This is a genomic window from Mesorhizobium robiniae (genome assembly GCF_040545535.1).
GTDB lineage: Bacteria > Pseudomonadota > Alphaproteobacteria > Rhizobiales > Rhizobiaceae > Mesorhizobium > Mesorhizobium robiniae.
Window position 1 is genome coordinate 550633 of record NZ_JBEPMC010000002.1, and the last position, 26074, is coordinate 576706.

Below are 26074 nucleotides of genomic sequence, written 5' to 3' on the forward strand. Positions count from 1 at the left end.
GCATCATTCCTTGGAGATCTGGCCGACGAAGTTGGTGTCGAAGCTCGGGCCGAGCGCGAAGCCCTTGAGGTTCTTGCGCAGGCCGGCCACTTCCAGCTGCTGGTGAACGATGATGAAAGGGCTGGTCTCGAGGATCTTCTTCTGCAGGTCCTGGTACATTGCGGCGCGCTTGGCCGGATCCTTCTCCAGCAGGGCCGCTTCGGTCTCCTTGGTCAAGTCCGGAATGTCCCAGGCGTTGCGCCAGGCAAGGGTCTTGGTCTTGCCTTCATCCGAATTGTCGGGATTGCTGGCGAACGTCTGCGCATTGGAGTTCGGATCGAAATAATCCTGGCCCCACTGGCCGATATAGATGTCGTGGTTGCGGGCGCGGTATTTGGTCAAGGTCTGCTTGCCGTCGCCGGGAATGATCTCCAGCTTGACGCCGGCCTGTCCCAGCGTCTGCTGGAACGATTCCGCCATGCCGGTCACCGGCTGGGTGTTGCGCACGTCCATGGTGACGCTGAAGCCGTCGGCGAGACCGGCCTTGGCGAGCAGTTCCTTGGCCTTGGCGACGTCGAATTTGAACGGATTCTCGTCCAACTCGCCAAGCACGCCTTTCGGCAAGAAGCTCTGGTGGATCTCGCCGATGCCCTTGAGAATGGTCGTGCTCAAGGCGTCGTAGTCGACCAGATATTTGAAGGCCTGGCGAACCTCTGGCTTGGCGAGGTTCGGGTTCTTTTGATTGAGGCTGATGTAGTAGACCGTGCCCTTCGGCGCGCTGGTGGTGGTAAGATCGGCATTCTTGGCAATGGCGTCGAGGTCGTTCGGCTCGAGATTGCGGGCGACGTCGATGTCGCCGGCCTCGAGTGCCAGGCGCTGGCCCGAGCTTTCCTTCATGTTGCGATAGATGACGCGGGCAAGCTTGGCCTTTTCGCCGTGATAATTGTCGTTGCGCTCCATGACGACGACTTCGTTGGCCCGCCATTCGCGCAGCTTGAAGGCGCCGGAGCCGGCATAGCCGGTCTTCAGCCAGGCGTTGCCGAAGTCGTTGTCGTATTTATAGTCGTCGCTGGGCGTGACCGCGGCGACATGTTCCTTGACCAGCTTGGCATCGACGACCGAGGCGACCGTTGCCGACAGACAGTTCAGGACGAAGCTCGGCGCATAGGCCTTGTCGACGGTGAATTGGAACGTCGTATCATCGACGGCCTTGGCCTTCTCGGTGACGTTGTCGCCATTGATGCCGAACTGCCCGATGATGAAGGCCGGGCTTTTGTCGAGCTTGATAACGCGCTCGAACGAATAGGCGACGTCGGCTGCGGTGATCGGATTGCCCGAAGCGAACTTCAGGCCGGGCTTTAGCTTGAAGGTGTAGACCAGGCCGTCATCTGAGACAGCCCAGCTTTCAGCGAGGTCGCCTTTGACCTTGGACGTATCGCTCAAATCGAGGCGGACAAGAAGATCGTAAGTGTTGCCGGTGACTTCGGCGGTCGAAAGCTCGAAGGCCTCGCCCGGATCCATGGAGATGATGTCGTCGATGGCGAAACCCTCGACCAGCGTGTCGGCGGGCGTGACCGCAAGGGCAGGAGCACCGGCCAGAAGCAGCGCGGACATGGCCGCACCCGTAAGCAGGAAGCGGGTGCGTAGAGCAAGCTTTTCCATCATCATTTTAATTGTTCCCTGTTTTTGTTGACCTGAGTTCCCGGCTCAGGTTGCAGCGTTCTTTGCCTGGCCGAACGACGGCCGCCCCGGACCGTTGTCACGGCAATTTTTGTCCAGTTGGTCCATTACCATATCCGGCGGTTTCCAAGCCGGCAACGAGCATTTGCAACTGGGTTGATCGGGCCGGTATCGGCTGCCTCCGACCATGGGACGCAGGGGTGATGCGCTACTTCAACGCAGTGACCAGATCGGCATCGGGAAAACAGGTGGCGGCGCGACCGTTCTTTGCCTGCCAATTGCCAATCGAGCGGCGCGTCTTGAAACCGGGCAGGCCGTCGGCGCTGCCGACATCGTAGCCCTCGGCTTCCAGCACCCGCTGCAGGGCGGCGATGTCCGACCTGTGGAGCCCGCCGACCGCGCCCCAACTGCCGGAAAAATTATTGTCGCCATGGGCGATGCGGTCGGCCCCGTGACCGATGAAGAGGGCGTAGAGATCGCTGGTATTGTACTGCTTCAGCACGTAGAAATTGGGCGTGACGATAAAGGCCGGACCACTGCGCCCGGCCGGCATCAAAAGAAAGCCTTCGGCCTTCAACTCGCGCGCCGGAAACGGCCTTGCCGCGACGCGCTTGATGCCCAGATCAGCCCATTCAGAAATCCTCTTGCCCTGGTCCGGACCTTCGAGCGAGCAGGAAACCGCCTCAGGCACAGTCACTTCGAAACCCCAGCCGCGGCCCTTCACCCAACCATAGTGGACGAGATAGTTGGCGATCGAGGCCAGCGTGTCCGGCACCGAATTCCAGATGTCTGTCCGACCGTCGCCGTCGAAATCGACGGCATGGTTCAGGAACGAACTCGGCATGAACTGCGGCTGGCCGAGCGCCCCTGCCCAGGACGATTTCATCGCGCCGACCGGGGCCAACCCACGCTCGACGATCTCGAGTGCTGCCAGCAACTCGGTGCGAAAGAAGTCCTTCCTGGTCGCCATGAACGCCTTGGTGCCCAGCACTTCGAAAGCATCGTAAGGCATTTTCGCTGCGCCGAAGCCGCTCTCGCGGCCCCAGATCGCCAACAGCACCTCGCCCGGCACGCCGTAGCGCTTCTCGATCGCGGCGATCGTCCGGGCATTGGCCGCCTTGCGCGTCCGCCCGCCTGATGTGACGGCGCGAACCGTCTTTTCGGCGAAATAGGCGCCAGGCGAACCGAACTCCGCCTGATGCTGCTTCTGCGGAGTCGTCGGCTTTTTGCCCGGCATCACCAGGTCGGGCAGTTTGAGGTTCGGCTTGACGCCGTCGAAGGCGGTATCGAAGGTTTTTCTGGAGATGCCTTTGGCGCTGGCTTCGGGCCAGAGATCATTTTGCAGCCAGGCGTGAAACTGGTCGTCGATTTTCGCGGCGGAGGCGGGGGTGGCGAGGAGAAGGGCAACGAGCGTAGCAAGAAAGACCGCCAATCCGCAAAGTCGGCGTTCTGTCGCGCCCCCCTCTGTCCTGCCGGACATCTCCCCCACTTGGGGGGAGATTGGCAGCTTTGACGGCGGCGCCCTTTCTCCAGCGCTGGAGGTTGGCGAAAGCCGGCGTGACATCCAATCTCCCCCCTTGTGGGGGAGATGTCCGGCAGGACAGAGGGGGGCGCGAAGGAATGCAATCATCTCAAGTGCCCCTCCCAGCAACCACCTCAAAACGCCGTCCGCGAGCGCAGCGCCGCGGCCAGCGTGCCTTCATCGAGATAGTCGAGTTCGCCGCCGACCGGCACGCCATGCGCCAGCCGCGTCACCTTGATGTCAAAGCTGGATAGCTGGTCGGTGAGATAATGCGCAGTGGTCTGGCCCTCGACCGTGGCGTTGACGGCGAGGATCACCTCCTTGACCTCGCCGCCGGCGACACGGTCGACCAGCGAGCGGATGTTGAGCTGCTCGGGGCCGATGCCGTCGAGCGGCGACAGCGTGCCGCCGAGCACATGGTAGCGGACATTCATGGCGGCCGCCCGCTCCAGCGCCCATAGGTCGGCCACGTCCTCGACGACGATCAGCGTGCCGGCGTCACGGCGCGGGTCGGTGCAGATCATGCAGGGGTCGGACGTGTCGACATTGCCGCAGGTCGAGCAGATGCGCACCTTGTCGACCGCCTCGCTCATGGCGGCGGCAAGCGGCGACAGCAACTGTTCCTTCTTCTTGATGAGGTGAAGCGCGGCTCGCCTGGCCGAACGGGGGCCTAGGCCCGGCACCTTGGCCAGGAGCTGGATCAGGCGTTCGATCTCGGGACCGGCGATTCGCTTCGACATCGCATTGATCTAGGATTTTTCCGCCCGCTTTGGAACAGCGTCTTCGGACACGCAGGACTGCTGCTGCCACGCAATTGCTTCAGGTCGGCGCTGCCCCTCATTGCCCTGCCGGGCATTTCTCCCCGTGTAGTGACGGGGAGAAAGCGCCTTCGCAAAAGGCTTTCGCCAATCTCCAGCGACGCGGAAGGGGTATCGAGGTTTGCGGCTGGCCCCTTCTCCCCGTCACTATACGGGGAGAAGATGGCGGCAGCCAGATGAGGGGCGGCGCCGACCTCGAAAGTTGCTCGCTCAGTTTTCTTCCAGCGGCCGGGTCTGGCCGGCGATCATCGCGCCGATGGCGTCGGTGTTCTCCGGTGTCGATTCAAACGCCATTGTCGGCTCGGCCGAGGCGGCTGGAAACGAGGCGACAGGCCGGGTGTCGGCCGTGCCGCCGAAACGGGACGCATCCGGCTCCTGCATCGGCTCTTGCATCGCGACAAGGGTCGCCTTCTGTGGCGTCGCCTTCTCCAGAGTTGCCTTTGCCGGCTGCGATGCGACCGCGGTCACATAGGTTGCATCGGCGGATGTGGCAGCTCTGGCGGTTGTCGCCTTGGTGGCGCGTAGCGGTGCCGCGGAGGCGACGAGCGTCGCCGGAGCGGTGGCTGCGGCCGCCGGCGCCCGCGGCGTGGCTTGTGCCACGGCGACCGTGGGCTCGTCGGGCAGAGGCTTCCAGTTGCGGCCGCGCTTTTCATAGAAGGCGTTGCCGCCGGCAACCATGGTGTAGTGCATGTTCTTGTAAGGGAAGCGCAGGCCAGCGGTGTGAAAGAACATGGTGTTTTTCAGCTTGGCCTTGCGCTCGCCCTTGAGCACCGCCTCGGCGGCCTCTTCGACATCGGGCATCGCCTTCGAATTCATCCGCCGCGTCATTACGCCCGGCGCGAACTGTCCGCGCTCGCCGACCACCTGACAGATGGTGTTGCCGTGCTTGCCGGAGCGCAGCCGGTTCATGACCACCGTGCCGACGGCAATCATGCCGTCACGGCTAGACCGGTTGGATTCGAAGAACATCGCGCGCTGGAGGCACTCCTTGTCCTTCGCTGTGTGACTGTAGGGCCGGGACCTGACGGCATCGGTCAGACTGGCGACGGACAGGCCGTGCGAGGTGGTCTGACTACAGGCGGCCAAAAACAGCGGAGAGGTGATGACGCCGAGCAACAACGGCGTCTTCCATCGGGTAGAGATCAACAGATATCCCCTCGTTTCTGCTGCCAGCCCGCCCAGGCTGCGGCAAGAATGAGACACTTTCAGGCAAAAAGATGGCTAAAGGGTTATTAAACGACGAGAGTGGCCGAATCAGCACATCTGGCGGCCAAATCTGGTCGGCAATGACGGTACGGGGCCTACCTGCCGGCCGGAACGGCGATCGGTTGCCCTGGTTCGGATTCGTCGAATTCCTCTGAGAACAGGCCGCGCCTCAGGAATAGCGTCCGCGCTTCCCGTGCCTGGGGCGCAATCTGCTGAGGCCAGCCGCTCTCGATGAACTCGGCTTTGGTGAAGTCAGGGATTGCCGCGCAGGCAGCCTCCAGCAAATCGGCCAGTTCCAGCACGATCGCGCGTTCGTCCTTCGACAGGACCGACATGCAGGGTTCGACGGACGGGCGATGGAGGAAATCGTCGAAGAGATTGAAATAGCCATTGATTCCAACGAGATTCACGCCGGCATCGCAGTCGGCCAGGATTTCCAGGATCTCATAGATCCGGTTTCGGAGGCGCTGCTCTATCAACCTGGCTGATGGCTCTTTGCTCATGGCGCCGCTGAAACGCTAAAGTTCAGATCTAGAATGGCAGCTTCATTCCCGGCGGTATCGGCAGCCCTGCGGTCAGCGCCTGGGTCTTTTCCTGCATGATCTGCTCGACCTTGGCCCTGGCATCATTGTGGGCGGCGAGAAGCAGATCCTCCAGGATCTCGACCTCGTCCTCTTTGAACAGCGACGGATCGATCTTCAGCGCCTTCATCTCGAATTTGCCGGTCAGCGTCACGCTGACCAATCCGCCGCCGGCCTGTCCGGTGGCTTCCAGCGTGGCGATCTCGTCCTGCATGGCCTGGAACTTGGCCTGCATTTCCTTCGCCTTGCCCATCAGGCCGAGAAGATCTTTCATCGTGGGGTCCTCTACAAATTAATATCAGGTTTCGTCGTCGTCCGCCGCCGGCTCAACCGGAACCTCGGCCTCGACCGCATCGGCTTCCGGCGCGTCGGGAATGCGCACATCGATGATCTTGGCGCCTGGAAAACGCGCCAGGATAGCGGCGACGGTCGGGTCGCTCTTGGCATCGAGGAGGGCGTTTTCGCGTTTGGTCGATTCCATCTCGGCCAGCGTCTGGCCGCCCTCTTCCTTCGACAGCGACACCAGCCAGTTGCGGCCGGTCCAGGCGCGCAATTTGGCGGTCAGGTCGTTGAGCAGCATCTTCGGCGCGTCGTCGGTCAGGCTGACGTCGATGCGGCCCGGCTCGATGCGCACCAGGCGTACGCAGCGCTTCACCAGCACCTTGAAGGCCATGTCGCGCTGGGCATCGGCAAGGGCGACGATGTCGGCCAGCGATTTCACCGGCACCGGCGGCGCATCCGCAACCGGCTCCGGCGCCGGAACGAAGGCTGCAGGCATCGGCTCGGGTTCGACCAGCCGCATGGTCTGCGTGCCGCCATTGGCCGCCGGCATCCGCGTCTGCGCCACGGCGCTGGCGCCGCCGCCGCCGTTGCTCGGACCTGCGGGGCCAGTATTTGCGGGGCCAGCATTTGCCGGGCCAGAGCTTGCGGGCGCACCATTCGAGCGTGGCGCGCCATTCGGCACCAATGCTGCGCCCTCCAGCGATTTCAATGCCTCGTCCAATGTCGGCAGGTCGGCGGCATGGGCCAGCCGGATCAGCACCATTTCGGCGGCGCTGACCGGCCGATTGGAAGACTGCACCTCGGGAATGCCTTTCAACAGCATCTGCCAGGTCCGCGACAGCACCCTGACCGACAGCGCCTTGGCGAAGTCGGCGCCGCGCCGGCGCTCGTCCTCGGACAGCGAGGCGTCGTCGAGGGCCGTCGGCACGAAGCGCAGCCGCGTGACAAGATGGTTGAATTCGGCAAGATCGGTCAGCACCGCGGCCGGATCGGCGCCGGTATCATATTGGTTGCGGAATTCGGCCAGGGCTGCCGCCACGTCGCCCTTCATCACATGTTCGAACAGGTCGACGATGCGGGCGCGGTCGGCCAGCCCGAGCATGGCGCGCACCGCTTCGGCACTGACCGAGCCGCTGCCATGGGCGATCGCCTGGTCGAGAATGGACAGCGAATCGCGCGCTGAGCCTTCGGCCGCGCGGGCGATCATCGCCAGCGCGTCGTCGTCGACCGCAATGCCTTCTTTGCCGGCGATCGAGGAGAGATGCGCAACCAGCGCGCCGGCATCGATACGCCTGAGATCGAAGCGCTGGCAGCGCGACAAGACGGTGATCGGAACTTTTCTGATTTCGGTGGTTGCGAAGATGAATTTGACGTGCGGCGGCGGCTCTTCCAGCGTCTTCAGCAGGCCGTTGAAGGCTTGGGTGGAGAGCATGTGCACTTCGTCGATAATGTAGACCTTGTAGCGCGCCGACACCGGCGCATAACGCACGCGCTCGATGATGTCTCTGATGTCGTCGATGCCGGTATGGGAGGCGGCGTCCATCTCGATGACGTCGACATGGCGGCCTTCCATGATCGCCTGGCAGTGCTCACCCGGAACCGCAAGGTCGACCGAAGGCTGGTCAACGGTCGATGTTTTGTAGTTCAGGGCCCGCGCCAGTATGCGCGCCGTCGTCGTCTTGCCGACGCCGCGCACGCCGGTCAGCATCCAGGCTTGGGCGATGCGGCCGGTGGCGAAGGCGTTGGTAAGGGTGCGAACCATCGGCTCCTGGCCGATCAATTCGGAGAAATTCGCAGGACGGTATTTGCGCGCCAGAACACGATAGGCAACCGCCTTTTCCGTTCCCGAATTTCCGGCTTCGCTCATTCGCCCGTAAAGCTCCAAGGGCCGCGCCTGCAGGCGGCCGATTCCTGCGCATAGTTTCGCCCGCCGGGCTTGGCGCCGTCAATGTCGCCGAAAAAAGGCGGGGTCGCCAAAAAAGGCGGGGTCGCCAGAGAAAGGCGGGTCGCGGGAGAAAGGCGAAGGCGGGAGGCTGGAACAATGACCCGTTCCGGGCTCGTTAGGGCTGCTTCCTTCCGGACCTGACCCGGTTGGCGAGTGGACCGTCCACCACCAACCTCCCGCGTTCCATATCGGCAATTCGGCGATGAAATGCAAGGGCGCAGGATCAATCAGCCGGGATGGCGCCGAAAGCCGACATAATAAACCCGCCTCGGGGGCGGGTCGTCATCGCGGATGATTTGGGGCGGATGATTTGGGCGGATCGCTGGCGCAAATCAGCACCATGGGCAAATCAATAGCATAACTGCCGTCACAAAGCAATGATTCGCTTGCCGCCTCTTGCGGCCCCCCGGCAGCCGCTCTAGCGTTCACTGGTCTAAAAATACAACAAAAGTGAAGGAAACGCCGATGTTGCCGGGCCTCAAGGCCGGATTCACGCTGGATGCTCGTCTGGAGACGGACAGCGAACAGTTGATGTGGCTCGGCCTATGCGAGTTGCGGGTGATGAACGACCGCCGCTGGCCGTGGCTGCTTCTAGTGCCGCAGCGGCCGGGCGTAGAGGAAATCCACGACATGACGCCACTCGACCAGGCGATGCTGACCTTCGAGACCAACATGGTGGCGCAGGCACTGAAAAGGGTGACCGGCTGCACCAAGATCAACACCGGCGCGCTCGGCAACATCGTGCGCCAATTGCATGTCCATGTCATCGCGCGCTCGGAAGGCGATCCCGGCTGGCCGGGCCCCGTGTGGGGGCATGGCATGCGCGAGCCCTACCAGCGCCCGGATCTGCGCCGGTTTGCGCAACAGATAAAGGCGGCGCTATAAGCCTGTCCCGTGTCCATCCTGAAATCCAGAGTCTCCCATGAGCTTCCGCCTGTTTGACGCGCCTTTGCGCGAGCCGAGCCAGTTCGTCGGCTTCGCCGGCAATGTGATCGATCGGCAATCCGAAAACCGCGCCGACGATTCCGTCGAAAAGGCGCTCGCCGACCCCTCAGCCCGGCTTTTGCTGATGCATGGAGGACGCCTCTATCTGAAGCCCATCGGTGACGGCTTCGATCCCTGGTTCGGCGCCGAGGAAAGCCAGCCGCTCCAGGCGTCGCTCTACCACGGCGTCCTGCTCGGTTTTTCCGACAGCGGTCCGGTGCTCGCCGTACCGGCCGGCATCGGTCCCGAACAATTGCCGGAGACGATCAAGGCCATCGATTATCGCTCGGTCTACATGCAGGGGCTGATCGACGAAGCCGCGGCCGGCGCCATGGCGCAAGGAGCCGCGCTGCTCGCCTGGCATGCGAGCCATCGCTTCTGCAGCAAATGCGGCAGCGAAGCCGAGATGCGGGCCGGCGGTTACAAGCGGCTTTGCCCGGCCTGCGCCACCGAGCATTTCCCGCGCACCGATCCGGTGGCGATCATGCTGACGGCGACGCGCGAAAAATGCCTGCTTGGCCGTGGCCGGCATTTCGCGCCGGGCATGTATTCAGCACTTGCCGGCTTCATCGAACCGGGCGAGACGATCGAGGCGGCGGTGCGCCGCGAAACGCTGGAGGAGGCCGGCATCAGGCTTGGCCGGGTCGTCTATCATGCCAGCCAGCCCTGGCCGTTTCCCTATTCGCTGATGATCGGCTGCTTCGGCGAGCCGCTCAACGACGACATCCAGGCCGACCTCAACGAGCTGGAAGACTGCCGCTGGTTCTTTCGCGACGAGGTGCTCTCGATGTTGGCCCGCGAGCATCCGGGTGGCCTGGTCACGCCGCCGAAGGGGGCGATCGCCTATAACCTCATCCGCGCCTGGGCCGACAGCGCGCAAAATTCATAGGGGAGCAAAAATGATCCGTCACACTGTGGTGTTCAGGTTGAAGCACAAAGACAGCTCGGCCGAGGAAGCAAAATTCCTCGCTGATGCGAAAAGAATTCTCGTGGCGATACCGGGCGTCGAAAAGTTCGAGCAGCTGCGGCAGGTCAGCCCGAAAAACGACTATCGCTTCGGCTTCTCGATGGAGTTCGCCGACCAGGCCGCCTATTCCCGCTACAACGACTATCCCGAGCACGTCGCCTTCGTTCGCGACCGCTGGATCCCCGAGGTCGAGGCGTTTCTCGAGATCGACTACGAGCCGCTGGGGTAGGATCACAGTTCAAACATTCCGGACGAGCAAGTTCGGCCCCACTGGGGACCTTTATCAGCCGGCCGATGACTTGCCGGTGAAAACCGCCAGTTGAGCGGCAAAAGCACGCTTATAGGCCGGTCGGGCTTCGCCGCGGGCGACATAGGCGGAGAGGTTCGGATATTCGTCCAGCATACCCGATGTTTTCAACCTTAGCAGCACGTGCACCATCATCAGGTCGCCCGCGCTGAACGCACCGTCGAGCCAGTCGGCATCGCCGACACGACCGGAAAGTTCACCCAGCCGGTCACGGACGCGATCCTCGACAACAGGCAGGCGCTGTTCGTGCCAGGTCTCGTCGCGCTCCAGGAGCACGGCGGTTTGGCGCTCAAGGATCGGCGGCTCCACCGTGTTGAGCGCGGCAAACATCCATGAGATCGCGCGCGCCCGGGCATTCCCATCATCCGGCAACAGGCCCGCATGGCGCTCAGCGATATGGAACACGATCGCCCCAGACTCGAACAGGGCGAGATCGCCCTCCTCATAGGTCGGAATCTGCCCGAAAGGATGAAGTGCTCGATGCGCGGGTTCGTTCATCGCCTTGAACGAAACAGGACGAACCTTGTAGGGCCGGCCGACTTCTTCCAGCGCCCAGCGAACGCGCATGTCACGCGCCAGTCCCCTTCCGCGATCGGGCGACTGTTCAAAGGCGGTGATGGTGGGGGTCATCGGCAGGCTCCGGATGATTGCATGACGCCATCATGCATGACGTCGTCGATTGAGATCAGTTTCCTCATCTGGTCGCGTCCCTTTTTCGGTTGTGGCAAGCAAAGGACGAATGTCGAACCGGAATTCCGACATCTGGGAACTGCTCGTCAATCGCGGGTGACTGCGGCAACGGAGGCGCGTAGCGCCTCGGCAAAGTCGGGATGCCCATAGAGGTCGTTATGGCCAGCCGCTATCGCGATGTGGCTGCGCAGATCACGGGCGGCCTCGCGCAGAGCTGCCGAGCGTGCCGCAGGAACGATGGTGTCGTTCTCGGCTATGATGACGGCCGCGGGCATATCGAGGTCGCGCAGAGATTCTGCCGCTTCCATGCGGTGCCGCAGCAGGAGGCGCACCGGCAGCCAGGGATAGTGGTGAGCGGCAAGTTCCTTCAGCGAATCGAAAGGCGTCACCATGACGATGCCGCGCAAGGGCCGGGCCGTCGCCAGATCGACCGCAACCACGGCGCCGATGCTAAGGCCGATGGCGACGATGCCGGCTTGGGCATCGGTGGCCAGGTGGTCATAGGCGCGTCGGGCGTCTTCGAACAGGGCGGCGGCCGACGGGCTTCCACTGCTCGGCCCATATCCGCGGTAGTGCAGCGCAGCGACCTCATGTTCGGGAAATAGCTGCTGCAGCATGAGGGCAAGTGCGTCGGCGTTCCAGGCATTGCCGGCGAATCCCAGCAGGAGCGGGCGTGGCTCCGACACTGCCTGCCTTGCCGGCAGGCGCACCAGAACGACGCGCTCGCCATCCTGCGTCGCCAGTTCGACATGGCGGGCCCCGGCCGGCGGATCGGGTCCAAAACCCGCAAGGCCGGCCGGAAAGATCAGCCGGGACTGAAGCACATACGCGACAGCGACAACGACCGCATACAATCCAGCGGCTGCGAGCGCCAGTTTCAGGAGCCACATCGCAGGAATGTCGCCTGGCGCTCGCTACTTGGCAAGGCGCCAGGTCAGGGCACCGCAGAGCTCTCGATGAATGCTATAGGTTCAGGACCCGACCAAAGCGTCGGATGACGGCTCCGAGTCCGTGGTCTTTGGAGCACCCGGGACCGTTCGACGGTCCCGGGCGTTGTCTGACTATGGCGTTAACCCACAAGCCCGACGGATGGCGACCTGAACCGGCGACGGAGCCAACAGCGGGTCGAACTCACCTCTCGGCAGCAGCGGTGGTTGTGCCATGAAGCGCGGCTGCTTCCCTCGGTGAGGTTGCGCGGCATGAACGAGGAATGGGTGGCACAGATAGACGGTGCCTGCCGCACCGGTTGCCAGTCCAACCTCGCAATCTTCTGTCGAAGCATAACCATTGGCAGAGATCTGCCTGAGCGTCGCGCCGGCGTCGCCATAGGGCAGTAACTCCCGCGCAATGGTGGCATGGGAACCTTTCCGTATCTTCGTGGGCGCATCGTCAGGGCCAACATCCGAAAACAGGAAGAGCATCAGCAATGCCCGTCCGCTGCTCTTCACATTGGCACGCCACTCCATGAAATCCGGATTGTCGTCGCCAAAACTCATGTCCACGTGCCAGCCATCATCACCAGGAGATTCCGGTGAGGGAAAGCGGATCGGAAAGGTTCCGACGCCTTTGGGCGCAAGCCAGCCGCGATCACCGACGAGTTGATCATAGGCCTTGTGCAGGATCGGCGTGTTGGCGGCTTCAACAAATGGGGGCGAAGCCTTGAACCCCACCCGAACAACTGGCTGAATCCAGTTTTCGGGTTCGTCTGGCGACAGACCAATATCCGCCCACAGCTCGTCCCTGCATTGCTTTGCAAGGTGGGTGCTGAAGGCATTTTCGATTTTGACGAAACCGTCGTCGATGAAGTTCTGGACCTGATGCGAGGTCAGACCGATGTGCTCGGTTTTGGGCATTACACATTCTCCGTTCGCGGCCGCCGCGTCAGCACAGCCGCTTGATCTGATTGGCGCGGATGCGCCGGAACCACTTGGACCGCTCAGATCAGGGGGAAGAATGTGGACATGAACATCATGATGGGAACGTATACTGAGGCGCAGGGAGGGATCAAGGCACGCAGGACATAGGGCATCCCGAACAGTATGAGCAGCGCAAAAACAAGAGATAGAGCGCTCAAACAAGGGAACTAATCCGCCACCTTCCATTGCTCGCGCGATTCGCTGGCGGGATAGACACCCAGGATCCGCATTTCGCGCGAGAAGAAGCGCAGCTCGTCAAGCGCCAGCTTCACCAGCGGATCGTCGGGATGACCCTCGATATCGGCGTAGAACAACGTCGCCGTGAAGGCGCCGAGCTGGTAGCTCTCCAGCTTGGTCATGTTGATGCCGTTGGTGGCAAAGCCGCCCATCGCCTTATAGAGCGCGGCCGGCACGTTGCGGACGCGGAAGATGAACGTCGTCATCATCCTGGCGGCGGCGGAAGGACGTTCGGCCCATTGCTTGTTCTTGGTCAGCACGACGAAGCGGGTGACGTTGCTGTCGGTGTCCTCGACATTCTCCTCGATGATGTCGAGCCCATAGAGCGTCGCGGCCAGCGCCGGCGCCAACGCCGCCATGGTGCGATCCTTCACCTCGCCGACCAGCTTGGCCGAACCCGCCGTGTCGCCGGCGACCACCGGCTTCCAGCCGTTCTTGCGGATGTATTTGCGGCACTGGCCGAGCGCATGGATATGGCTGTGCACGGTCTTGATCTCGTCGCGCCTGACGCCCGGCAAGACCATCAGCTGGAAATGGATCGGCAGGAAATATTCGCCGACGATGTGCAGCTTCGATTCCGGCAGGAGATGGTGGATGTCGGCAACGCGGCCGGCGATCGTGTTCTCGATCGGGATCATGGCGAGGTCGGCCTTGCCGGTCTCGACCGCATTGAAGGCGTCCTCGAAGGTCGGGCACGGCAACCGCTCCATATCAGGGAACATGTTGCGGCAAGCGGTGTCCGAATTGGCGCCCGGCTCGCCCTGGAAGGATATTCTGTTGGTTTTTTCAGGCATGCCAAATGTCTCGTTTGATCAGATATCGGGGTCGATCAAATATCTCGGGTTGAAAGGATGGTTCTGGCGCGTTCGAGGTCGTCCGGCGTATCGACGCCGAACGGCGCTGACTGCACGATCTCGGCGTCGATGCGCATGCCGGCCTCCAGCGCCCGCAATTGCTCGAGCTTCTCGCGCCGTTCCAGCGGCGACGGCTTCAGCGCGACGAAGCGTTCGAGTGCTGAGCGGCGATAGGCGTAGAGGCCAATGTGATGATAGAGCGGCCCCTCACCCCAGGGTGCCGTGGCGCGGGTGAAATAGAGCGCCCGCAGCCGTGTCTCCGACAGCGGCGAGCCGACGATCTTGACGACATTCGGATTGGCCTTTTCCTCGTCGCGCACGATCTCGATGCCGAGCGTGGCGATGTCGACCGCGGCATCCTCGAACGGCTTCAGCGCGGCATTGATAATCTCGGGGTCTATGGTCGGCAGGTCGCCTTGCACATTGACGACCGTTTCGACCTTGTGCCGGGGATCCAACGTCGCCAGCGCCTCGAAGATGCGGTCGGAGCCCGATTCATGATCCATCCGCGTCATGACAGCCTCGAAACCATGCGCGCGCACCGCTTCGGCCACGCTTTGCGTATCGGTGGCGACCACCACCCGGCCAAGCCCGGCCTCGGCGGCGCGGCGCGCGACATGGACGATCATCGGAGCGCCGGCGATATCGGCCAGCGGCTTGCCCGGCAGGCGGGTCGAGGCCATGCGGGCCGGGATGAGGATGAGCGTGGACATCGGGTGATGAAGCGTTCGAAAAAGAGGATTGGAAAAGTGGCAAAAGGTCTCACTGGAAGCGCCCTTATAGGTGTTGCAACGCCAGAGCAAAAGACCTAGTTTCCGCCCGATTTGACCGCCTCGCGGGGTGGTTCACGATTACCGACGGACGGAGTGGACGGATCGGTCCGCCGGAAAAGGGAGCCTGGGGCGTATGGACTCTTTCGAAATCAACAAGCTGATCGGCGGGCTGCTCGGAACCGTGTTCGTCGTGTTCTCGGTCGGCATCGTGTCCGATGCGCTGTTCGCCTCCCCCGCCCCGGAAAAACCCGGCTTCGCCATCGAGGCGACCGAGGAACCTGCCGAAGGCGGCCCGGCAGCCCCTGCGGCAGAAGCCAAGCCGATCGCCGACCTCCTGGCCACCGCCAATGTCGAGGCAGGGGCCGCCGTGTTCAAGAAGTGCCAGGCCTGCCACTCCGGCGAAAAGGGCGGGCCGAACAAGGTCGGTCCCGATCTCTGGGATCTCATTGACCGTCCCGTCGCCGAGCATGAGGGCTTTGCCTATTCGGCCGGCATGAAGGAGTTTTCCAAGGACGGCGCCGAGAAGTGGACCTACGACAATCTCAACCACTTCCTCCTGTCGCCGAAGAAGCTCGTGAAGGGCACGGCGATGGGCTTCGCCGGCCTGCCGAAGGATGAGGACCGCGCCAACGTCATCGCCTATCTGCGCACGCTATCGGACAGCCCGAAGCCGCTGCCTGCGCCTGGCGCTTCAGCCGATGCGGCTGCGCCCGCCGGGGGTGAGGCCAAACCGGCCGAAGGTGAAGCACCGGCCAAGCCCGCGGAAGGTGAAGCACCTGCCGCTCCCGCGCCAGCCCCTGCTGCTCCCGCACCGGCTCCGGCGCAATAACGCAATTGTCATGGCAACGTCCTAGAAAAGCCGGGTTCAGCCCGGCTTTTTTGTTAGGAAAAACGCATGTGCGGCGACAAAGCCGGCTTGTCGCGGTTTTCATAGGCGTCAAATGATCTAGATTGTCCGCTGACAGGTATCGCAAAGAGGAGAAGGCATGACGGTTGGCCGAACGTTTCTCAGATCGATGCTGGTTGTGGCGACTTTTGCCGGCGGCCTGCAGGCAGCCTTCGCGGACGAATGGCGCACCACCTCGTCGCTGATCGGCGAATCCAAATACGGCAACAACTTCCAGCGCTACGACTACGTCAATCCGGATGCGCCGAAGGGCGGCACGCTGAATTCGGTGGCGCCCGGCACGTTCGACAGCTTCAATCCCTATATCGTCCAGGGTTCGTTCGCTGCCGGCTTCGTTCCGTTTGGCGGCGGGCTGCTCTACGACACGCTGATGGAGCAGGCGACCGACGAGGGCAGCACCAGCCATCCGCTGATCGCCGACGCGTACAAATATCCAGACGACTATTCCTCGGTGACCTACCGTCTCGACCGGCGGGCCAAGTGGCATGACGGCAAGCCGATCACCACCGACGACGTGATCTGGTCGTTCAACGTACTGAAGGCCAACAGCCCGATGTACAGCCGCTATTTCGAGAACGTCACCGATGCCGTCGCGACCTCGGACCGCGAAGTCGAATTCCGTTTCGACCAGAAGGGCAACCGGGAGCTGCCGAAAATCCTTGGCGACCTCGTCGTGCTGCCGAAGCACTGGTGGGAAGGCACTGACGCCAAGGGCAAGAAGCGCGACGTCACCAAGCCGACGCAGGAGCCGCCACTGGGGTCCGCCGCCTATAAGATCGCCAGTTTCAAACCGGGTTCGGAAATCGTCTGGCAGCGCGTGCCCGACTACTGGGCCGCCAAGCTGCCGGTGAAGATCGGCCGCGAAAATTTCGATACCCAGCGTTTCACCTACATCCTCGATGAGAACGCGGCTTGGCAGGCATTCACCAAGGGTGGGCTCGAGGACATTAACGCGGAAAACAGTTCCAGACGCTGGTCGACGGCCTATGACTTCCCCGCGATCAAGGCAGGCGACGTCATCAAAAAGGAGTTCAAGACCAAAGCGCCCGAACCGATGCAGGGTTTCGTGCTCAATCTGCGGCGCCCGCAGTTTCAGGATCGACGCATACGCGAGGCGCTGACCAATGTGCTCGATTTCGAAAGCATGAACCGTACGCTGTTCTTCGGTCTCAACACCCGTACATCAAGCTATTTCCAAGGCACGGAATTGGCATCGAGCGGCCTGCCACAGGGCAAGGAGCTGGAAATCCTCGAACAGTATCGAGACAAGCTGCCGCCGGAGCTGTTCACAAAGGAGTTTAAGCTCCCGGTTTACGATTCCCCGCAGGCCGAGCGCAGATATTTGAAGGCTGCGGTAGATCTCTTCGCTCAGGCAGGCTGGGTCATCAAGGCCGGCAAGATGGTCAACGCCAAGACCGGCCAACAGTTCAAACTCGAAATCCTCGGACGGGACCCGAGCGACGAGGTGATCGCCAATCCCTACGTCGGCAGTTTGCGCAAGATCGGCATTGATGCCGCGCTTCGCATTGTCGACCCTAGCCAATATGTGAACCGCACCCGCAGCTTCGACTTCGACGTGGTGACGGGGATGTTCGGACAGTCGGACTCCCCCGGCAATGAGCAGCGCGATTTCTGGAGCTCAAAGGCGGCCGATGCACCTGGCTCCCGCAATCTGATGGGCATCAAGGACCCGGTCGTCGACGCGCTGGTCGACCGCGTTATCTTCGCCACCGATCGAGACGATCTGGTTGCTGCCACCCACGCGCTCGACCGGGTGCTGTTGTGGAGCTACTATGTCGTGCCGCAATGGCATAGACCGGTGGTCTGGCTGGCCTACTGGAATAAGTTCGGCATTCCTGACAAGCAACCCGCCTATGTCGGCGCCGACATCGATTCCTGGTGGATCGATGCGGACAAGGAAAAGGCGCTGGCGGCAAAATACAAGAGTGGCAATTGATGGCGGCGCTCACCCGCCGCAACTCATTGGCCCGCCGCGACTTTCTGGCACTGGGCGCTGCTGCCGCGGCGGCAGCACTGATGCCCGGCCGGGCCTTCGCCGCCATCCCGACAGGCGTAAAGCTGCACGGCCTGTCGGCCTTCGGCGACCTCAAATATTCCCCAGGCTTCACGCATTTCGACTACGTCAATCCGGACGCCCCCAAGGGCGGCCAGATGAATTTCGCGCCGCCAAACTCCACCCTCAACCAGAGTTTCCTGACCTTCAACACGCTGAATTCCCTGGTGTTGAGGGGGGATTCGCCGCCACGCACCGAACTCTGTTTCGATTCGCTGATGACAAACGCACTCGATGAGCCGGATGCGGTCTATGGCCTGCTTGCAGAGTCCGTTACCTTGACGCCGGACCGCAACGGCTTTCGCTTCAGCCTGCGTCCGCAAGCGCGCTTCCATGACGGCTCACCGCTAACCGCCGAGGACGTGGCCTTCGCATTGACGCTCTACAAGGACAAGGGCCATCCCAACCTTTCCCAAGCGCTCCGGCATATGACGGAAGCGGTCGCGGTCGATCCGGTTAGCGTCGACCTCACCTTCAACGGCAAACAGTCGGCGCAGAATATCCTCGCGATCGTCGCAATGCCGATCGTGTCCAAGGCCTTTTATACGGTCAACGAATTCGATGCCTCGACGATGACACCGCCGCTCAGTTCCGGCCCATACAAAATAGGGCGCGTGGTTGCCGGGCAGACTGTCGAATATGAACGCGTCGCCGACTATTGGGGCAGGGATCTGGCTGTGAACCGCGGCCTCTATAATTTCGATCGCATCCGTATCGACTTTTATCTCGATCGTCAGGCAGCGTTTGAAGCCCTGAAAAAGGGCGACACGCATTTTCGCGAAGAATTCACCGCCCGGGTATGGGCAACCGGCTACGACTTTCCGGCGCTGAAGGACGGCAAGGTCGTCAAACGCGAATTTCCCGGCGAGAAAACGCCGTCCATGCAGGCTGTTGCGCTGAACCAGCGTCGCCCGCAATTCCGCGATGTGCGGGTCAGACGGGCGATCGCCAATTGCTTCGATTTCGAATGGACCAAGCGGGTTCTATTTTACGGCGCTTACGAGCGCTCGCAATCGAACTTCGAGCGGTCGGACTACAAGGCCGAGGGGCCGCCCTCGCCCGAGGAATTGGCCCTGCTGGAGCCGTTCCGGGCCGAGTTGCCGCCGGAAACCTTCGGCGAACCGGTGATGCAGCCGGTTTCCGACGGTTCTGGACACGACCGCAAGCTGCTGCGCGAGGCTTCGAGACTGCTTGCCGAAGCCGGCTGGAAGCGTGCGGGCAACTTCGTCGTCAATGAAAAAGGCGAGCGGCTGCGGGTGGAAATGTTGGCCGAGGACGATGGCCTGGTTCGCATTTTCATCCCATGGTCCGAGAATATGAAGGCGATCGGCATAGACGCTTCGATTCGGCAGGTCGATTCGACGCAATACGAAGCGCGGCAGAGCAATTTCGACTTCGATTTCAACCTGCTCGCATGGTCGATCGGGGCGACGCCGACCGCCGACGGCCTGGAGATCCTCTACGATTCGCGGATGGCGAAAACGCCGGGACAGCGCAACTATCCCGGCACGGAAAGCAAAGCCATCGACGCGCTGATCGAGGCAGCCGGCAAGGCGCAGAGCCGGGTCGAACTCGTCACGGCGCTCAAAGCACTCGATCGGGTCTTGCGCGCGCGCCTAGACTGGATTCCAACATATTATCAGGCGAATCACCGAGTGGCCTATTGGGACATGTTCGGCTTTCCCGAGCAGAAGCCCGATTTCGGCTTTCCAGTCGAGGTGCTGTGGTGGTTCGACAAGGACAAGGCGGCAAAGATTGGCAAAGGGTGAAATTTTGGCGCACGCAGGGCTGAGAACCTGATGGGCGCCTACATACTGCGCCGTATCCTGCTGATGATCCCGACCCTGTTCGGCATCATGGCTATCTCCTTCGCCGTCATCCAGTTCGCGCCGGGCGGGCCGGTCGAGCAGGTCATCGCCAGGTTGACCAACCAGGGCGGCAGCGATCGGCTCGGCAGCGGCGGTGGCGACGCGGGCGGCGCCAATTTCGATGCGGCCGGCGACGTCGGCTCGAAATACCGCGGCGCGCAGGGGCTCGATCCCGAATTCATCGCCAAGCTCGAAAAGCAGTTCGGCTTCGACAAGCCTCCGCTCGAGCGCTTCGGCATGATGCTGTGGAACTATATCAGGTTCGATTTCGGCGACAGCTATTTCCGTGACATTTCGGTGATCGACCTGATCCTGGAGAAGATGCCGGTCTCGATCTCGATCGGGCTGTGGATCACGCTCCTGTCCTACCTGATCTCGATCCCGCTCGGCATCCGCAAGGCAGTCAAGGACGGCTCGGCATTCGACGTATGGACCAGCGGCGTCGTCATTGTCGGCTATGCCATTCCGGGCTTCCTGTTCGGCATCTTGCTGATGGTGCTGTTTGCCGGCGGATCGTTCTACGACTGGTTCCCGCTACGCGGCATCACCTCCGACAATTGGGACCAGCTGTCCTGGCCGGCACGGATCGTCGACTATTTCTGGCACATGACCTTGCCGCTGACGGCGCTGGTGCTGTCGGCCTTCGCCACCACGACGCTGCTGACCAAGAATTCGTTCCTCGAGGAAATCCGCAAGCAATATGTGGTGACCGCACGCGCCAAAGGCCTGTCGGAACGGCAGGTTCTCTACGGACACGTCTTCCGCAACGCCATGCTGATCGTCGTCGCCGGCTTTCCGGGCGCCTTCATCTCGGCCTTCTTCACCGGCTCGCTGCTGATCGAGAACATCTTTTCGCTCGATGGCCTCGGCCTGCTCGGTTTCAGGTCGGTGGTCGAGCGCGACTACCCGGTGGTCTTCGCCAATCTCTACATCTTCTCGCTGCTTGGGCTAATTGTCGGGCTCCTGTCCGACCTGATCTATACCTGGGTCGATCCGCGCATCGACTTCGAGCGGAGAGACGTCTGATGGCCGGGACCGCGGTCGAAACCGCACCGGACCGGATTGCTCGACCCTGGCTGTCGCCGCTCAACCAGCGGCGCCTGCAGAATTTCAGGGCCAACCGGCGCGGGTATTGGTCGCTGTGGATATTCCTCGTGCTTTTCGTGCTGTCGCTGTTTTCCGAATGGATCGCCAACGACAAGCCGGTCCTGGTTTCCTACAAGGGCGAGATCCTGTTTCCGGTGCTGGTCGCCTATCCCGAGGAGAAGTTCGGCGGCTTCTATGCGGTCACCGACTATCGCGACCCGGTCATCCAGGACGAGATCAATGCCCATGGCTGGATGATCTGGCCGCCGGTCCGCTACTCCTACCGGACGGTCAACAATGCCATCCCCGAAGCGGCGCCCACCAAGCCGTCCTGGCTCTATGACGTCAAGACACGCTGCAATCAGTATCCGCAAGGTGCGGCTGACCCCAATTGCGTTGTCGGCAACTGGAACTGGCTGGGAACCGACGACCAGGCCCGCGATGTGCTGGCCCGCGTCATCTACGGCTTCAGGGTCTCGGTGCTGTTCGGCCTGATCCTCACCGCCGGTTCGGCGTTGATCGGCGTGACGGCCGGCGCATTGCAAGGTTATTTCGGCGGCTGGACCGACCTTCTGTTCCAGCGCTTCATAGAAATCTGGTCGGCGATCCCGGTGCTCTATCTCCTGCTGATCGTCGCCGCCATTCTGCCGCCCGGCTTCTTCATCCTGCTCGGGCTGATGCTGCTGTTCTCCTGGGTGGCGCTGGTCGGCGTGGTGCGAGCCGAGTTCCTGCGTGCCCGCAACTTCGAATATGTCAACGCGGCGCGCGCGCTCGGGGTGTCCAACGGCACCATCATGTTCCGGCATCTGTTGCCAAACGCCATGGTGGCGACGCTGACGTTCCTGCCCTTCCTGCTCAGCGGCTCGATCTCGACGCTGACCTCGCTCGACTATCTTGGCTTTGGCCTACCACCCGGCTCGGCCTCGCTGGGCGAGCTCTTGAAGCAGGCGCAGCGCAACCTCAACGCGCCGTGGCTGGGCATTTCCGGCTTCGTCGTCATCTCGCTGATGCTGTCGCTGCTGGTCTTCGTTGGCGAGGCGACCCGCGACGCCTTCGATCCGCGCAAGACGTTCAGATGAGCCAAGCCCCTATCCTCTCCGTGCGCGATCTCAGCGTCGCCTTCGTGCAAGAGGGCCGCCAATCGATGGCGGTCGACCACATTTCCTTCGACATTGCCAAAGGCGAGACGGTGGCGCTGGTCGGCGAATCCGGCTCCGGCAAATCCGTCACGGCGCTGTCGGTGCTGAAGCTTCTGCCCTATCCGGCCGCCAGCCATCCGTCGGGAAAGATCCTGTTCCAGGGCGCCGACCTGCTCTCCACCGACGAGAAGGAATTGCGCCGCGTGCGCGGCAACAAGATCACCATGATCTTCCAGGAGCCGATGACCTCGCTCAATCCGCTGCATACGATCGAGCAACAGATCGTCGAGGTGCTGACGCTGCACCAGGGACTGGGCGATCGCCAAGCCAAGGCGCGCACGCTGGAACTGCTCAACGAGGTCGGCATCCGCGAGCCGGAGAAGCGGCTCGACGCCTATCCGCACCAGCTTTCCGGCGGTCAGCGCCAGCGCGTCATGATCGCCATGGCGCTGGCCAACGAGCCCGAATTGCTGATCGCCGACGAGCCGACGACGGCACTCGACGTCACCGTGCAGGCGCAGATCCTCGAACTGCTTGCGGAGCTGAAGAGCCGCAAGGGCATGTCGATGCTGTTCATCACCCACGATCTCGGCATCGTCAGAAAGATCGCCGACCGGGTCTGCGTGATGACAAAAGGCAAGATCGTCGAGACCGGACCGACGAAAGATATCTTCGCCAACCCGCAGCATACCTATACGCGGCATCTGCTTGCCGCCGAACCGAAGGGCAAGCCGCCGGCGGCCAACGCTGCCGCCAAGCCTGTCATGACGGGCCAGGACATAAAAGTCTGGTTTCCGATCAAGAAAGGCTTTTTCCGGCGCACCGTCGACAATGTGAAGGCGGTCGACGGCATCGACGTCACTGTGCGCGCCGGCCAGACGCTCGGCGTCGTCGGCGAATCCGGCTCGGGCAAGACGACGCTCGGCCTGGCGCTGGCCAGGATGATCCCGTCGACGGGGACCATTCGGTTCAACGGGCGCGACATCAACGAACTGACCTTCAATGCCATGCGGCCGCTGCGGCGCGAGCTGCAGATCGTCTTCCAGGATCCGTTCGGATCCTTGAGCCCGCGCATGTCGGTCTCAGAAATCATCGAGGAAGGGCTGAAGATCCACGAGCCGAAACTGTCGCCCGATGAGCGTGACAAGCGCATCGTCGATGTGCTCGGGGAAGTCGGGCTCGATCCCGCCACGCGCAATCGCTATCCGCATGAGTTTTCCGGCGGCCAGCGCCAGCGTATCGCCATCGCCCGCGCCATGGTGCTCAATCCGCGCTTCGTCATGCTGGATGAGCCGACCTCGGCGCTCGACATGAGCGTGCAGGCGCAGGTGGTCGACCTTCTGCGCAGCCTGCAGGCGAAACACGACCTCGCCTATCTGTTCATCAGCCACGATCTGAAGGTCATCCGCGCGCTTGCCAACGACGTCATCGTCATGCGCAATGGCAGAATCGTCGAGGCCGGCCCATCCGAACAGATTTTCGAACGGCCGCAGACCGACTATACCAAGGCGCTGATCTCGGCCGCGTTCAGGATCGAGACGGCGCCGGTCGGCATCGTCAGCGAGTAACCTTTACAAAAGGGGAAGAAAACTCGGGAAATGGAAAAAGGCCGTATCCTGCTTGCCGTCACCGGCTTTCATCCGCAGCGCTGGCGCGAATTGCTGTCGGCGGAACGCGAGGTGGTGCTCGAGCCAGACGGCGCCAGCGATCCCTCGATCACCTATGCGGTGGTTTGGAAGCAGCGGCCAAACCTTCTGTCGTCGCTGCCCAATCTGCGCGCTGTCTTTTCGATCGGCGCCGGCGTCGACCACATCTTGGCCGATCCCACTGTGCCCGACGTGCCGATCGTGAAGGTCGTCGCCGACAACCTGACCCAATACATGACCGAATATGTCGTCTGGCGGGTGCTCGATCATCACCGCCAGGGCATGCTCTACCGGTCGCAGCAGAAAAGGAAGATCTGGCACGAGCCGCCGCAGCGGCCAGCCGGCGACATCTCCGTCGGCATCATGGGGCTCGGCACGCTTGGCCGCGCGGCGGCGTCGGTGCTTTTGTCGCTCGGCTTCGCGGTCAATGGCTGGTCGCGCAGCGAGCGGACGATGGAAGGTGTTTCGACCTATGCGGGCGAGGCGGGGTTGATCCCGTTCCTCAACGCCACCGACATTCTGGTGGTGCTTTTGCCGCTCACCCCGCAGACGCAAGGCATCATCAATTACGGCGTGCTGAAGGAGCTGAGGAAACGCAACGGCCTTGGCGGTTCGGTGCTGATCAATGCTGGGCGCGGCCGCCTGCAGAAGGATGCCGACATCGTGCGCGCGCTGGACGACGGCACGCTGAAGGAGGCGAGCCTCGACGTGTTCGAGGTCGAGCCGCTGCCAAAGACCAGTCCGCTGTGGAGCCACCCGAAAGTGTTCGTGACGCCGCATGCAGCCGCGACCTCCGACCCCGTTCATCTGGTGCCGATCATGCTGCGCCAGATGGCCGCCTTCGAGCGCGGCGAGAAGCTTGAGAACCTGGTGAACCGCGACGCAGGGTATTAGAGCGCCGCCGATCGGCCGGCAGCCGGCAAAATCCACTGCACAGGGGAACTAACCCGGCAGCCCAAACGTGGTCCGCTTGGCTGGCTTGCCACATTCGCGGCGGGTGATCGACCGGTTCATCGCATCGATCCGCCCGCTTGCCTGTTCGACTTCACGCTGGGTCTTGGAACGGACGTCCGGCGTGAACGGGCCGAGACCCACCCCCGGATCGGAGAAGGACGGCTTGGCATCCTGCGGAAGGCGGTATTGCTGCGCCAGCCGGTTTCGTTGCGCCAGCAACTGGTCGCAGGGCACGCTGTCATATTGCAGCGAGGATTGGACATTCTCATCCTGTCGCTCGGCAATCGAAGCGCCGGCGCAGCCGGCCATTGCCAGGCAAGATGCCAAGACCACCAAGTTCCAACGCATGGAACGTCCTCCGTTTCGATGTCCCGCCCTTTCGGGCATGCGAATCGGGCTTTTTCGCAGCCGCCGCCACGCGTGGCGCAGGCGAGACGAAAAAGGGTGCCGGACGAGGTCTGAAAACGGAGACCCGCCGACAGTTGCCTGTAGGCCGAGTCAGCAGTCACTTGCAACAGGCTTCCCGCGCCGGAATTTGCAACTATCTCTAGGCCATGCGCGCCAGCGACCTGCTCCATCCCCGGCCCGAGGGCCTCTATTGCCCGCCCGGCGATTTCTTTATCGACCCGGTGCGGCCGGTCAACCGGGCGCTGATCACGCACGGCCATTCCGATCATGCCCGTTCCGGCCACCGCTCCGTGCTGGCCACCCAACAGACGATTGACATCATGGGGCTGCGCTACGGCGAGGGTTTTGCCGGCACGACGCAAGCCGCCGCACTTGGCGAGCCGATTGCCCTGAACGACGGCGTCACGGTCACCTTCCATCCGGCCGGCCATGTGCTCGGCTCGGCACAGATCGAGGTCGTGCACCAGGGCACATGCATCGTCGCGTCGGGCGACTACAAGCGCCAGAAGGATGCGACCTGCGCACCATTCGAGCCGATCAGATGCGACGTGTTCATCACTGAGGCGACCTTCGGCCTGCCGGTGTTCCGCCATCCGCCCGATACCGAAGAGACCGCCCGCCTGCTGAAGTCGACGGCGCAGTTTCCCGAACGCGCGCATCTGGTCGGCGCCTACGCGCTCGGCAAGGCGCAGCGCGTCATGCGGTTGCTGCGCGATGCCGGCTACGACAGGCCGATCTACATCCATGGCGCACTGGCCAAGCTCAGCGGCTACTACCAGAGCCAAGGCATCGACCTCGGGACGCTGGAGCCGGCGACCGTCGAGAGCGGCGGCAAGGACGATTTTGCCGGCGCCATCGTCGTCGGCCCGCCATCGGCCTTCGCCGACCGCTGGGCGCGACGCTTTCCCGATCCGATCTCGTGCTTTGCATCAGGCTGGATGCGCATCCGCCAGCGCGCCAAGCAGGGTGGCGTCGAGCTGCCGTTGATCATTTCCGACCATGCCGACTGGGACGAGCTGACCGCCACGATCAAAGAGACCGGCGCCGGGGAAATCTGGGTGACGCATGGCCGCGAGGAAGCCCTGGTGCGCTGGTGCGAACTCGAAGGCATCGCCGCGCGGCCGCTGCATCTGGTCGGTTATGAGGATGAGGGCGATTGAGCTGATGGCGATCTTCGACGCAGCGCCCTACGGCGCCCCCCTCTGTCCTGCCGGACATCTCCCCCACTTGGGGGGAGATTGGCAGCTTCTT

25 protein-coding genes and 1 other RNA gene are annotated in these 26074 nt (G+C 62.5%); 12 read left to right on the plus strand and 14 right to left on the minus strand.

Annotation, left to right across the window (positions count from 1 at the left end):
- Positions 1–3: 3 nt before the first annotated feature.
- The 5 genes from ABID19_RS07010 to ABID19_RS07030 form a co-directional block, all read right to left on the minus strand.
- Positions 4–1644 carry an ABC transporter substrate-binding protein gene (locus ABID19_RS07010; RefSeq protein WP_354489494.1) on the minus strand — a complete coding sequence of 547 codons (1641 nt, stop codon included), beginning with the start codon at positions 1642–1644 and terminating at the stop codon, positions 4–6.
- A gap of 223 nt (positions 1645–1867) precedes the next feature.
- Positions 1868–3139: a lytic murein transglycosylase gene (locus ABID19_RS07015; protein ID WP_354489108.1), complete on the minus strand. Its 1272-nt coding sequence runs from the start codon at positions 3137–3139 to the stop codon at positions 1868–1870.
- Positions 3140–3315: 176 nt separating this feature from the next.
- Complete coding sequence (gene recR / locus ABID19_RS07020; RefSeq protein WP_354489109.1) at positions 3316–3921, minus strand: recombination mediator RecR; 606 nt, start codon at positions 3919–3921, stop codon at positions 3316–3318.
- A 288-nt stretch (positions 3922–4209) separates the two neighbouring features.
- Entirely contained in the window at positions 4210–5145 is a 936-nt protein-coding gene (locus ABID19_RS07025) for a cell wall hydrolase (protein WP_354489111.1), read from the minus strand.
- A 155-nt stretch (positions 5146–5300) separates the two neighbouring features.
- Positions 5301–5540: a hypothetical protein gene (locus tag ABID19_RS07030; RefSeq protein ID WP_354489112.1), complete on the minus strand. Its 240-nt coding sequence runs from the start codon at positions 5538–5540 to the stop codon at positions 5301–5303.
- Positions 5541–5561: 21 nt separating this feature from the next.
- Between ABID19_RS07030 and ABID19_RS07035 the strand changes: the two genes are divergently transcribed.
- A complete protein-coding gene (locus ABID19_RS07035) occupies positions 5562–5693 on the plus strand; it encodes a hypothetical protein (RefSeq protein WP_354489114.1) in 132 nt (43 codons plus the stop codon).
- 43 nt (positions 5694–5736) lie between these two features.
- Here ABID19_RS07035 and ABID19_RS07040 read toward each other — a convergent pair whose 3' ends face one another.
- The 3 genes from ABID19_RS07040 to ffs all read right to left on the minus strand — a co-directional run bounded on the left by ABID19_RS07040 (position 5737) and on the right by ffs (position 8190).
- Positions 5737–6060, minus strand: coding sequence for a YbaB/EbfC family nucleoid-associated protein (locus ABID19_RS07040; RefSeq protein ID WP_352934129.1), 324 nt, complete (start codon positions 6058–6060; stop codon positions 5737–5739).
- 24 nt (positions 6061–6084) lie between these two features.
- A complete protein-coding gene (locus tag ABID19_RS07045) occupies positions 6085–7935 on the minus strand; it encodes a DNA polymerase III subunit gamma/tau (protein ID WP_354489116.1) in 1851 nt (616 codons plus the stop codon).
- A 158-nt stretch (positions 7936–8093) separates the two neighbouring features.
- An RNA gene (gene ffs, locus ABID19_RS07050) (signal recognition particle sRNA small type) lies at positions 8094–8190 on the minus strand.
- Positions 8191–8478: 288 nt separating this feature from the next.
- On the opposite strand from ffs, the gene ABID19_RS07055 reads away from it, so the two are divergent.
- Genes ABID19_RS07055 through ABID19_RS07065 form a run of 3 tightly spaced genes read left to right on the plus strand, consistent with a single transcriptional unit; the run spans position 8479 to position 10193 of the window.
- Positions 8479–8898 carry an HIT family protein gene (locus ABID19_RS07055; RefSeq protein ID WP_354489118.1) on the plus strand — a complete coding sequence of 140 codons (420 nt, stop codon included), beginning with the start codon at positions 8479–8481 and terminating at the stop codon, positions 8896–8898.
- A 37-nt stretch (positions 8899–8935) separates the two neighbouring features.
- On the plus strand, positions 8936–9886 hold the full coding sequence (gene nudC / locus ABID19_RS07060) for an NAD(+) diphosphatase (RefSeq protein ID WP_354489120.1): 951 nt from the start codon (positions 8936–8938) through the stop codon (positions 9884–9886).
- A 10-nt stretch (positions 9887–9896) separates the two neighbouring features.
- Entirely contained in the window at positions 9897–10193 is a 297-nt protein-coding gene (locus tag ABID19_RS07065; RefSeq protein ID WP_354489122.1) for a Dabb family protein, read from the plus strand.
- A gap of 54 nt (positions 10194–10247) precedes the next feature.
- Here ABID19_RS07065 and ABID19_RS07070 read toward each other — a convergent pair whose 3' ends face one another.
- From ABID19_RS07070 to ABID19_RS07090, 5 genes are all read right to left on the minus strand, one after another.
- Complete coding sequence (locus ABID19_RS07070; RefSeq protein WP_354489123.1) at positions 10248–10901, minus strand: glutathione S-transferase family protein; 654 nt, start codon at positions 10899–10901, stop codon at positions 10248–10250.
- Positions 10902–11047: 146 nt separating this feature from the next.
- Entirely contained in the window at positions 11048–11851 is an 804-nt protein-coding gene (locus ABID19_RS07075; protein WP_354489124.1) for an alpha/beta hydrolase, read from the minus strand.
- A 171-nt stretch (positions 11852–12022) separates the two neighbouring features.
- Positions 12023–12814: a phytanoyl-CoA dioxygenase family protein gene (locus tag ABID19_RS07080; protein WP_354489126.1), complete on the minus strand. Its 792-nt coding sequence runs from the start codon at positions 12812–12814 to the stop codon at positions 12023–12025.
- A gap of 230 nt (positions 12815–13044) precedes the next feature.
- On the minus strand, positions 13045–13908 hold the full coding sequence (locus tag ABID19_RS07085) for a prephenate dehydratase (RefSeq protein WP_352934148.1): 864 nt from the start codon (positions 13906–13908) through the stop codon (positions 13045–13047).
- Between the two features lie 35 nt (positions 13909–13943).
- Positions 13944–14681 carry a 3-deoxy-manno-octulosonate cytidylyltransferase gene (locus ABID19_RS07090; protein ID WP_352934150.1) on the minus strand — a complete coding sequence of 246 codons (738 nt, stop codon included), beginning with the start codon at positions 14679–14681 and terminating at the stop codon, positions 13944–13946.
- Between the two features lie 193 nt (positions 14682–14874).
- Between ABID19_RS07090 and ABID19_RS07095 the strand changes: the two genes are divergently transcribed.
- The 7 genes from ABID19_RS07095 (at position 14875) to ABID19_RS07125 (ending at position 24355) form a co-directional block, all read left to right on the plus strand.
- Complete coding sequence (locus ABID19_RS07095) at positions 14875–15570, plus strand: c-type cytochrome (RefSeq protein WP_354489128.1); 696 nt, start codon at positions 14875–14877, stop codon at positions 15568–15570.
- A 157-nt stretch (positions 15571–15727) separates the two neighbouring features.
- Entirely contained in the window at positions 15728–17605 is a 1878-nt protein-coding gene (locus tag ABID19_RS07100; protein WP_354489130.1) for an extracellular solute-binding protein, read from the plus strand.
- Positions 17605–19491: an extracellular solute-binding protein gene (locus ABID19_RS07105; protein ID WP_354489132.1), complete on the plus strand. Its 1887-nt coding sequence runs from the start codon at positions 17605–17607 to the stop codon at positions 19489–19491. The genes ABID19_RS07100 and ABID19_RS07105 overlap by 1 nt, the downstream gene beginning before the upstream one ends.
- A gap of 30 nt (positions 19492–19521) precedes the next feature.
- Positions 19522–20616 (plus strand): microcin C ABC transporter permease YejB, encoded by a 1095-nt coding sequence (locus ABID19_RS07110; RefSeq protein WP_354489134.1) that lies wholly within the window; start codon positions 19522–19524, stop codon positions 20614–20616.
- Positions 20616–21755, plus strand: coding sequence for an ABC transporter permease (locus ABID19_RS07115; RefSeq protein WP_354489136.1), 1140 nt, complete (start codon positions 20616–20618; stop codon positions 21753–21755). Before ABID19_RS07110 ends, ABID19_RS07115 begins: the two co-directional genes overlap by 1 nt.
- Positions 21752–23383, plus strand: coding sequence for an ABC transporter ATP-binding protein (locus ABID19_RS07120; protein WP_354489139.1), 1632 nt, complete (start codon positions 21752–21754; stop codon positions 23381–23383). The genes ABID19_RS07115 and ABID19_RS07120 overlap by 4 nt, the downstream gene beginning before the upstream one ends.
- A 30-nt stretch (positions 23384–23413) precedes the next feature.
- Complete coding sequence (locus tag ABID19_RS07125; RefSeq protein ID WP_354489141.1) at positions 23414–24355, plus strand: 2-hydroxyacid dehydrogenase; 942 nt, start codon at positions 23414–23416, stop codon at positions 24353–24355.
- Between the two features lie 48 nt (positions 24356–24403).
- On the opposite strand, the gene ABID19_RS07130 is transcribed toward ABID19_RS07125, so the two are convergent.
- The gene (locus tag ABID19_RS07130; protein ID WP_354489143.1) at positions 24404–24763 is read right to left on the minus strand and encodes a hypothetical protein; all 360 of its coding nucleotides are present in this window, start codon (positions 24761–24763) and stop codon (positions 24404–24406) included.
- A 206-nt stretch (positions 24764–24969) separates the two neighbouring features.
- On the opposite strand from ABID19_RS07130, the gene ABID19_RS07135 reads away from it, so the two are divergent.
- Entirely contained in the window at positions 24970–25983 is a 1014-nt protein-coding gene (locus tag ABID19_RS07135) for a ligase-associated DNA damage response exonuclease (protein WP_354489145.1), read from the plus strand.
- The last annotated feature ends 91 nt before the right edge of the window (positions 25984–26074 follow it).

Coding starts and splice junctions, on each gene's coding strand:
- ABID19_RS07010 (WP_354489494.1), bottom strand. CDS start 1,644: ATGATGGAAAAGCTTGCTCTACGCACCCGCTTCCTGCTTACGGGTGCG.
- ABID19_RS07015 (WP_354489108.1), bottom strand. CDS start 3,139: ATGTCCGGCAGGACAGAGGGGGGCGCGACAGAACGCCGACTTTGCGGA.
- recR (WP_354489109.1), bottom strand. CDS start 3,921: ATGTCGAAGCGAATCGCCGGTCCCGAGATCGAACGCCTGATCCAGCTC.
- ABID19_RS07030 (WP_354489112.1), bottom strand. CDS start 5,540: ATGTCGGTCCTGTCGAAGGACGAACGCGCGATCGTGCTGGAACTGGCC.
- ABID19_RS07035 (WP_354489114.1), top strand. CDS start 5,562: ATGGAGGAAATCGTCGAAGAGATTGAAATAGCCATTGATTCCAACGAG.
- ABID19_RS07040 (WP_352934129.1), bottom strand. CDS start 6,060: ATGAAAGATCTTCTCGGCCTGATGGGCAAGGCGAAGGAAATGCAGGCC.
- ABID19_RS07045 (WP_354489116.1), bottom strand. CDS start 7,935: ATGAGCGAAGCCGGAAATTCGGGAACGGAAAAGGCGGTTGCCTATCGT.
- ABID19_RS07055 (WP_354489118.1), top strand. CDS start 8,479: ATGTTGCCGGGCCTCAAGGCCGGATTCACGCTGGATGCTCGTCTGGAG.
- nudC (WP_354489120.1), top strand. CDS start 8,936: ATGAGCTTCCGCCTGTTTGACGCGCCTTTGCGCGAGCCGAGCCAGTTC.
- ABID19_RS07065 (WP_354489122.1), top strand. CDS start 9,897: ATGATCCGTCACACTGTGGTGTTCAGGTTGAAGCACAAAGACAGCTCG.
- ABID19_RS07070 (WP_354489123.1), bottom strand. CDS start 10,901: ATGACCCCCACCATCACCGCCTTTGAACAGTCGCCCGATCGCGGAAGG.
- ABID19_RS07075 (WP_354489124.1), bottom strand. CDS start 11,851: ATGTGGCTCCTGAAACTGGCGCTCGCAGCCGCTGGATTGTATGCGGTC.
- ABID19_RS07080 (WP_354489126.1), bottom strand. CDS start 12,814: ATGCCCAAAACCGAGCACATCGGTCTGACCTCGCATCAGGTCCAGAAC.
- ABID19_RS07085 (WP_352934148.1), bottom strand. CDS start 13,908: ATGCCTGAAAAAACCAACAGAATATCCTTCCAGGGCGAGCCGGGCGCC.
- ABID19_RS07090 (WP_352934150.1), bottom strand. CDS start 14,681: ATGTCCACGCTCATCCTCATCCCGGCCCGCATGGCCTCGACCCGCCTG.
- ABID19_RS07095 (WP_354489128.1), top strand. CDS start 14,875: ATGGACTCTTTCGAAATCAACAAGCTGATCGGCGGGCTGCTCGGAACC.
- ABID19_RS07100 (WP_354489130.1), top strand. CDS start 15,728: ATGACGGTTGGCCGAACGTTTCTCAGATCGATGCTGGTTGTGGCGACT.
- ABID19_RS07105 (WP_354489132.1), top strand. CDS start 17,605: ATGGCGGCGCTCACCCGCCGCAACTCATTGGCCCGCCGCGACTTTCTG.
- ABID19_RS07110 (WP_354489134.1), top strand. CDS start 19,522: ATGGGCGCCTACATACTGCGCCGTATCCTGCTGATGATCCCGACCCTG.
- ABID19_RS07115 (WP_354489136.1), top strand. CDS start 20,616: ATGGCCGGGACCGCGGTCGAAACCGCACCGGACCGGATTGCTCGACCC.
- ABID19_RS07120 (WP_354489139.1), top strand. CDS start 21,752: ATGAGCCAAGCCCCTATCCTCTCCGTGCGCGATCTCAGCGTCGCCTTC.
- ABID19_RS07125 (WP_354489141.1), top strand. CDS start 23,414: ATGGAAAAAGGCCGTATCCTGCTTGCCGTCACCGGCTTTCATCCGCAG.
- ABID19_RS07130 (WP_354489143.1), bottom strand. CDS start 24,763: ATGCGTTGGAACTTGGTGGTCTTGGCATCTTGCCTGGCAATGGCCGGC.
- ABID19_RS07135 (WP_354489145.1), top strand. CDS start 24,970: ATGCGCGCCAGCGACCTGCTCCATCCCCGGCCCGAGGGCCTCTATTGC.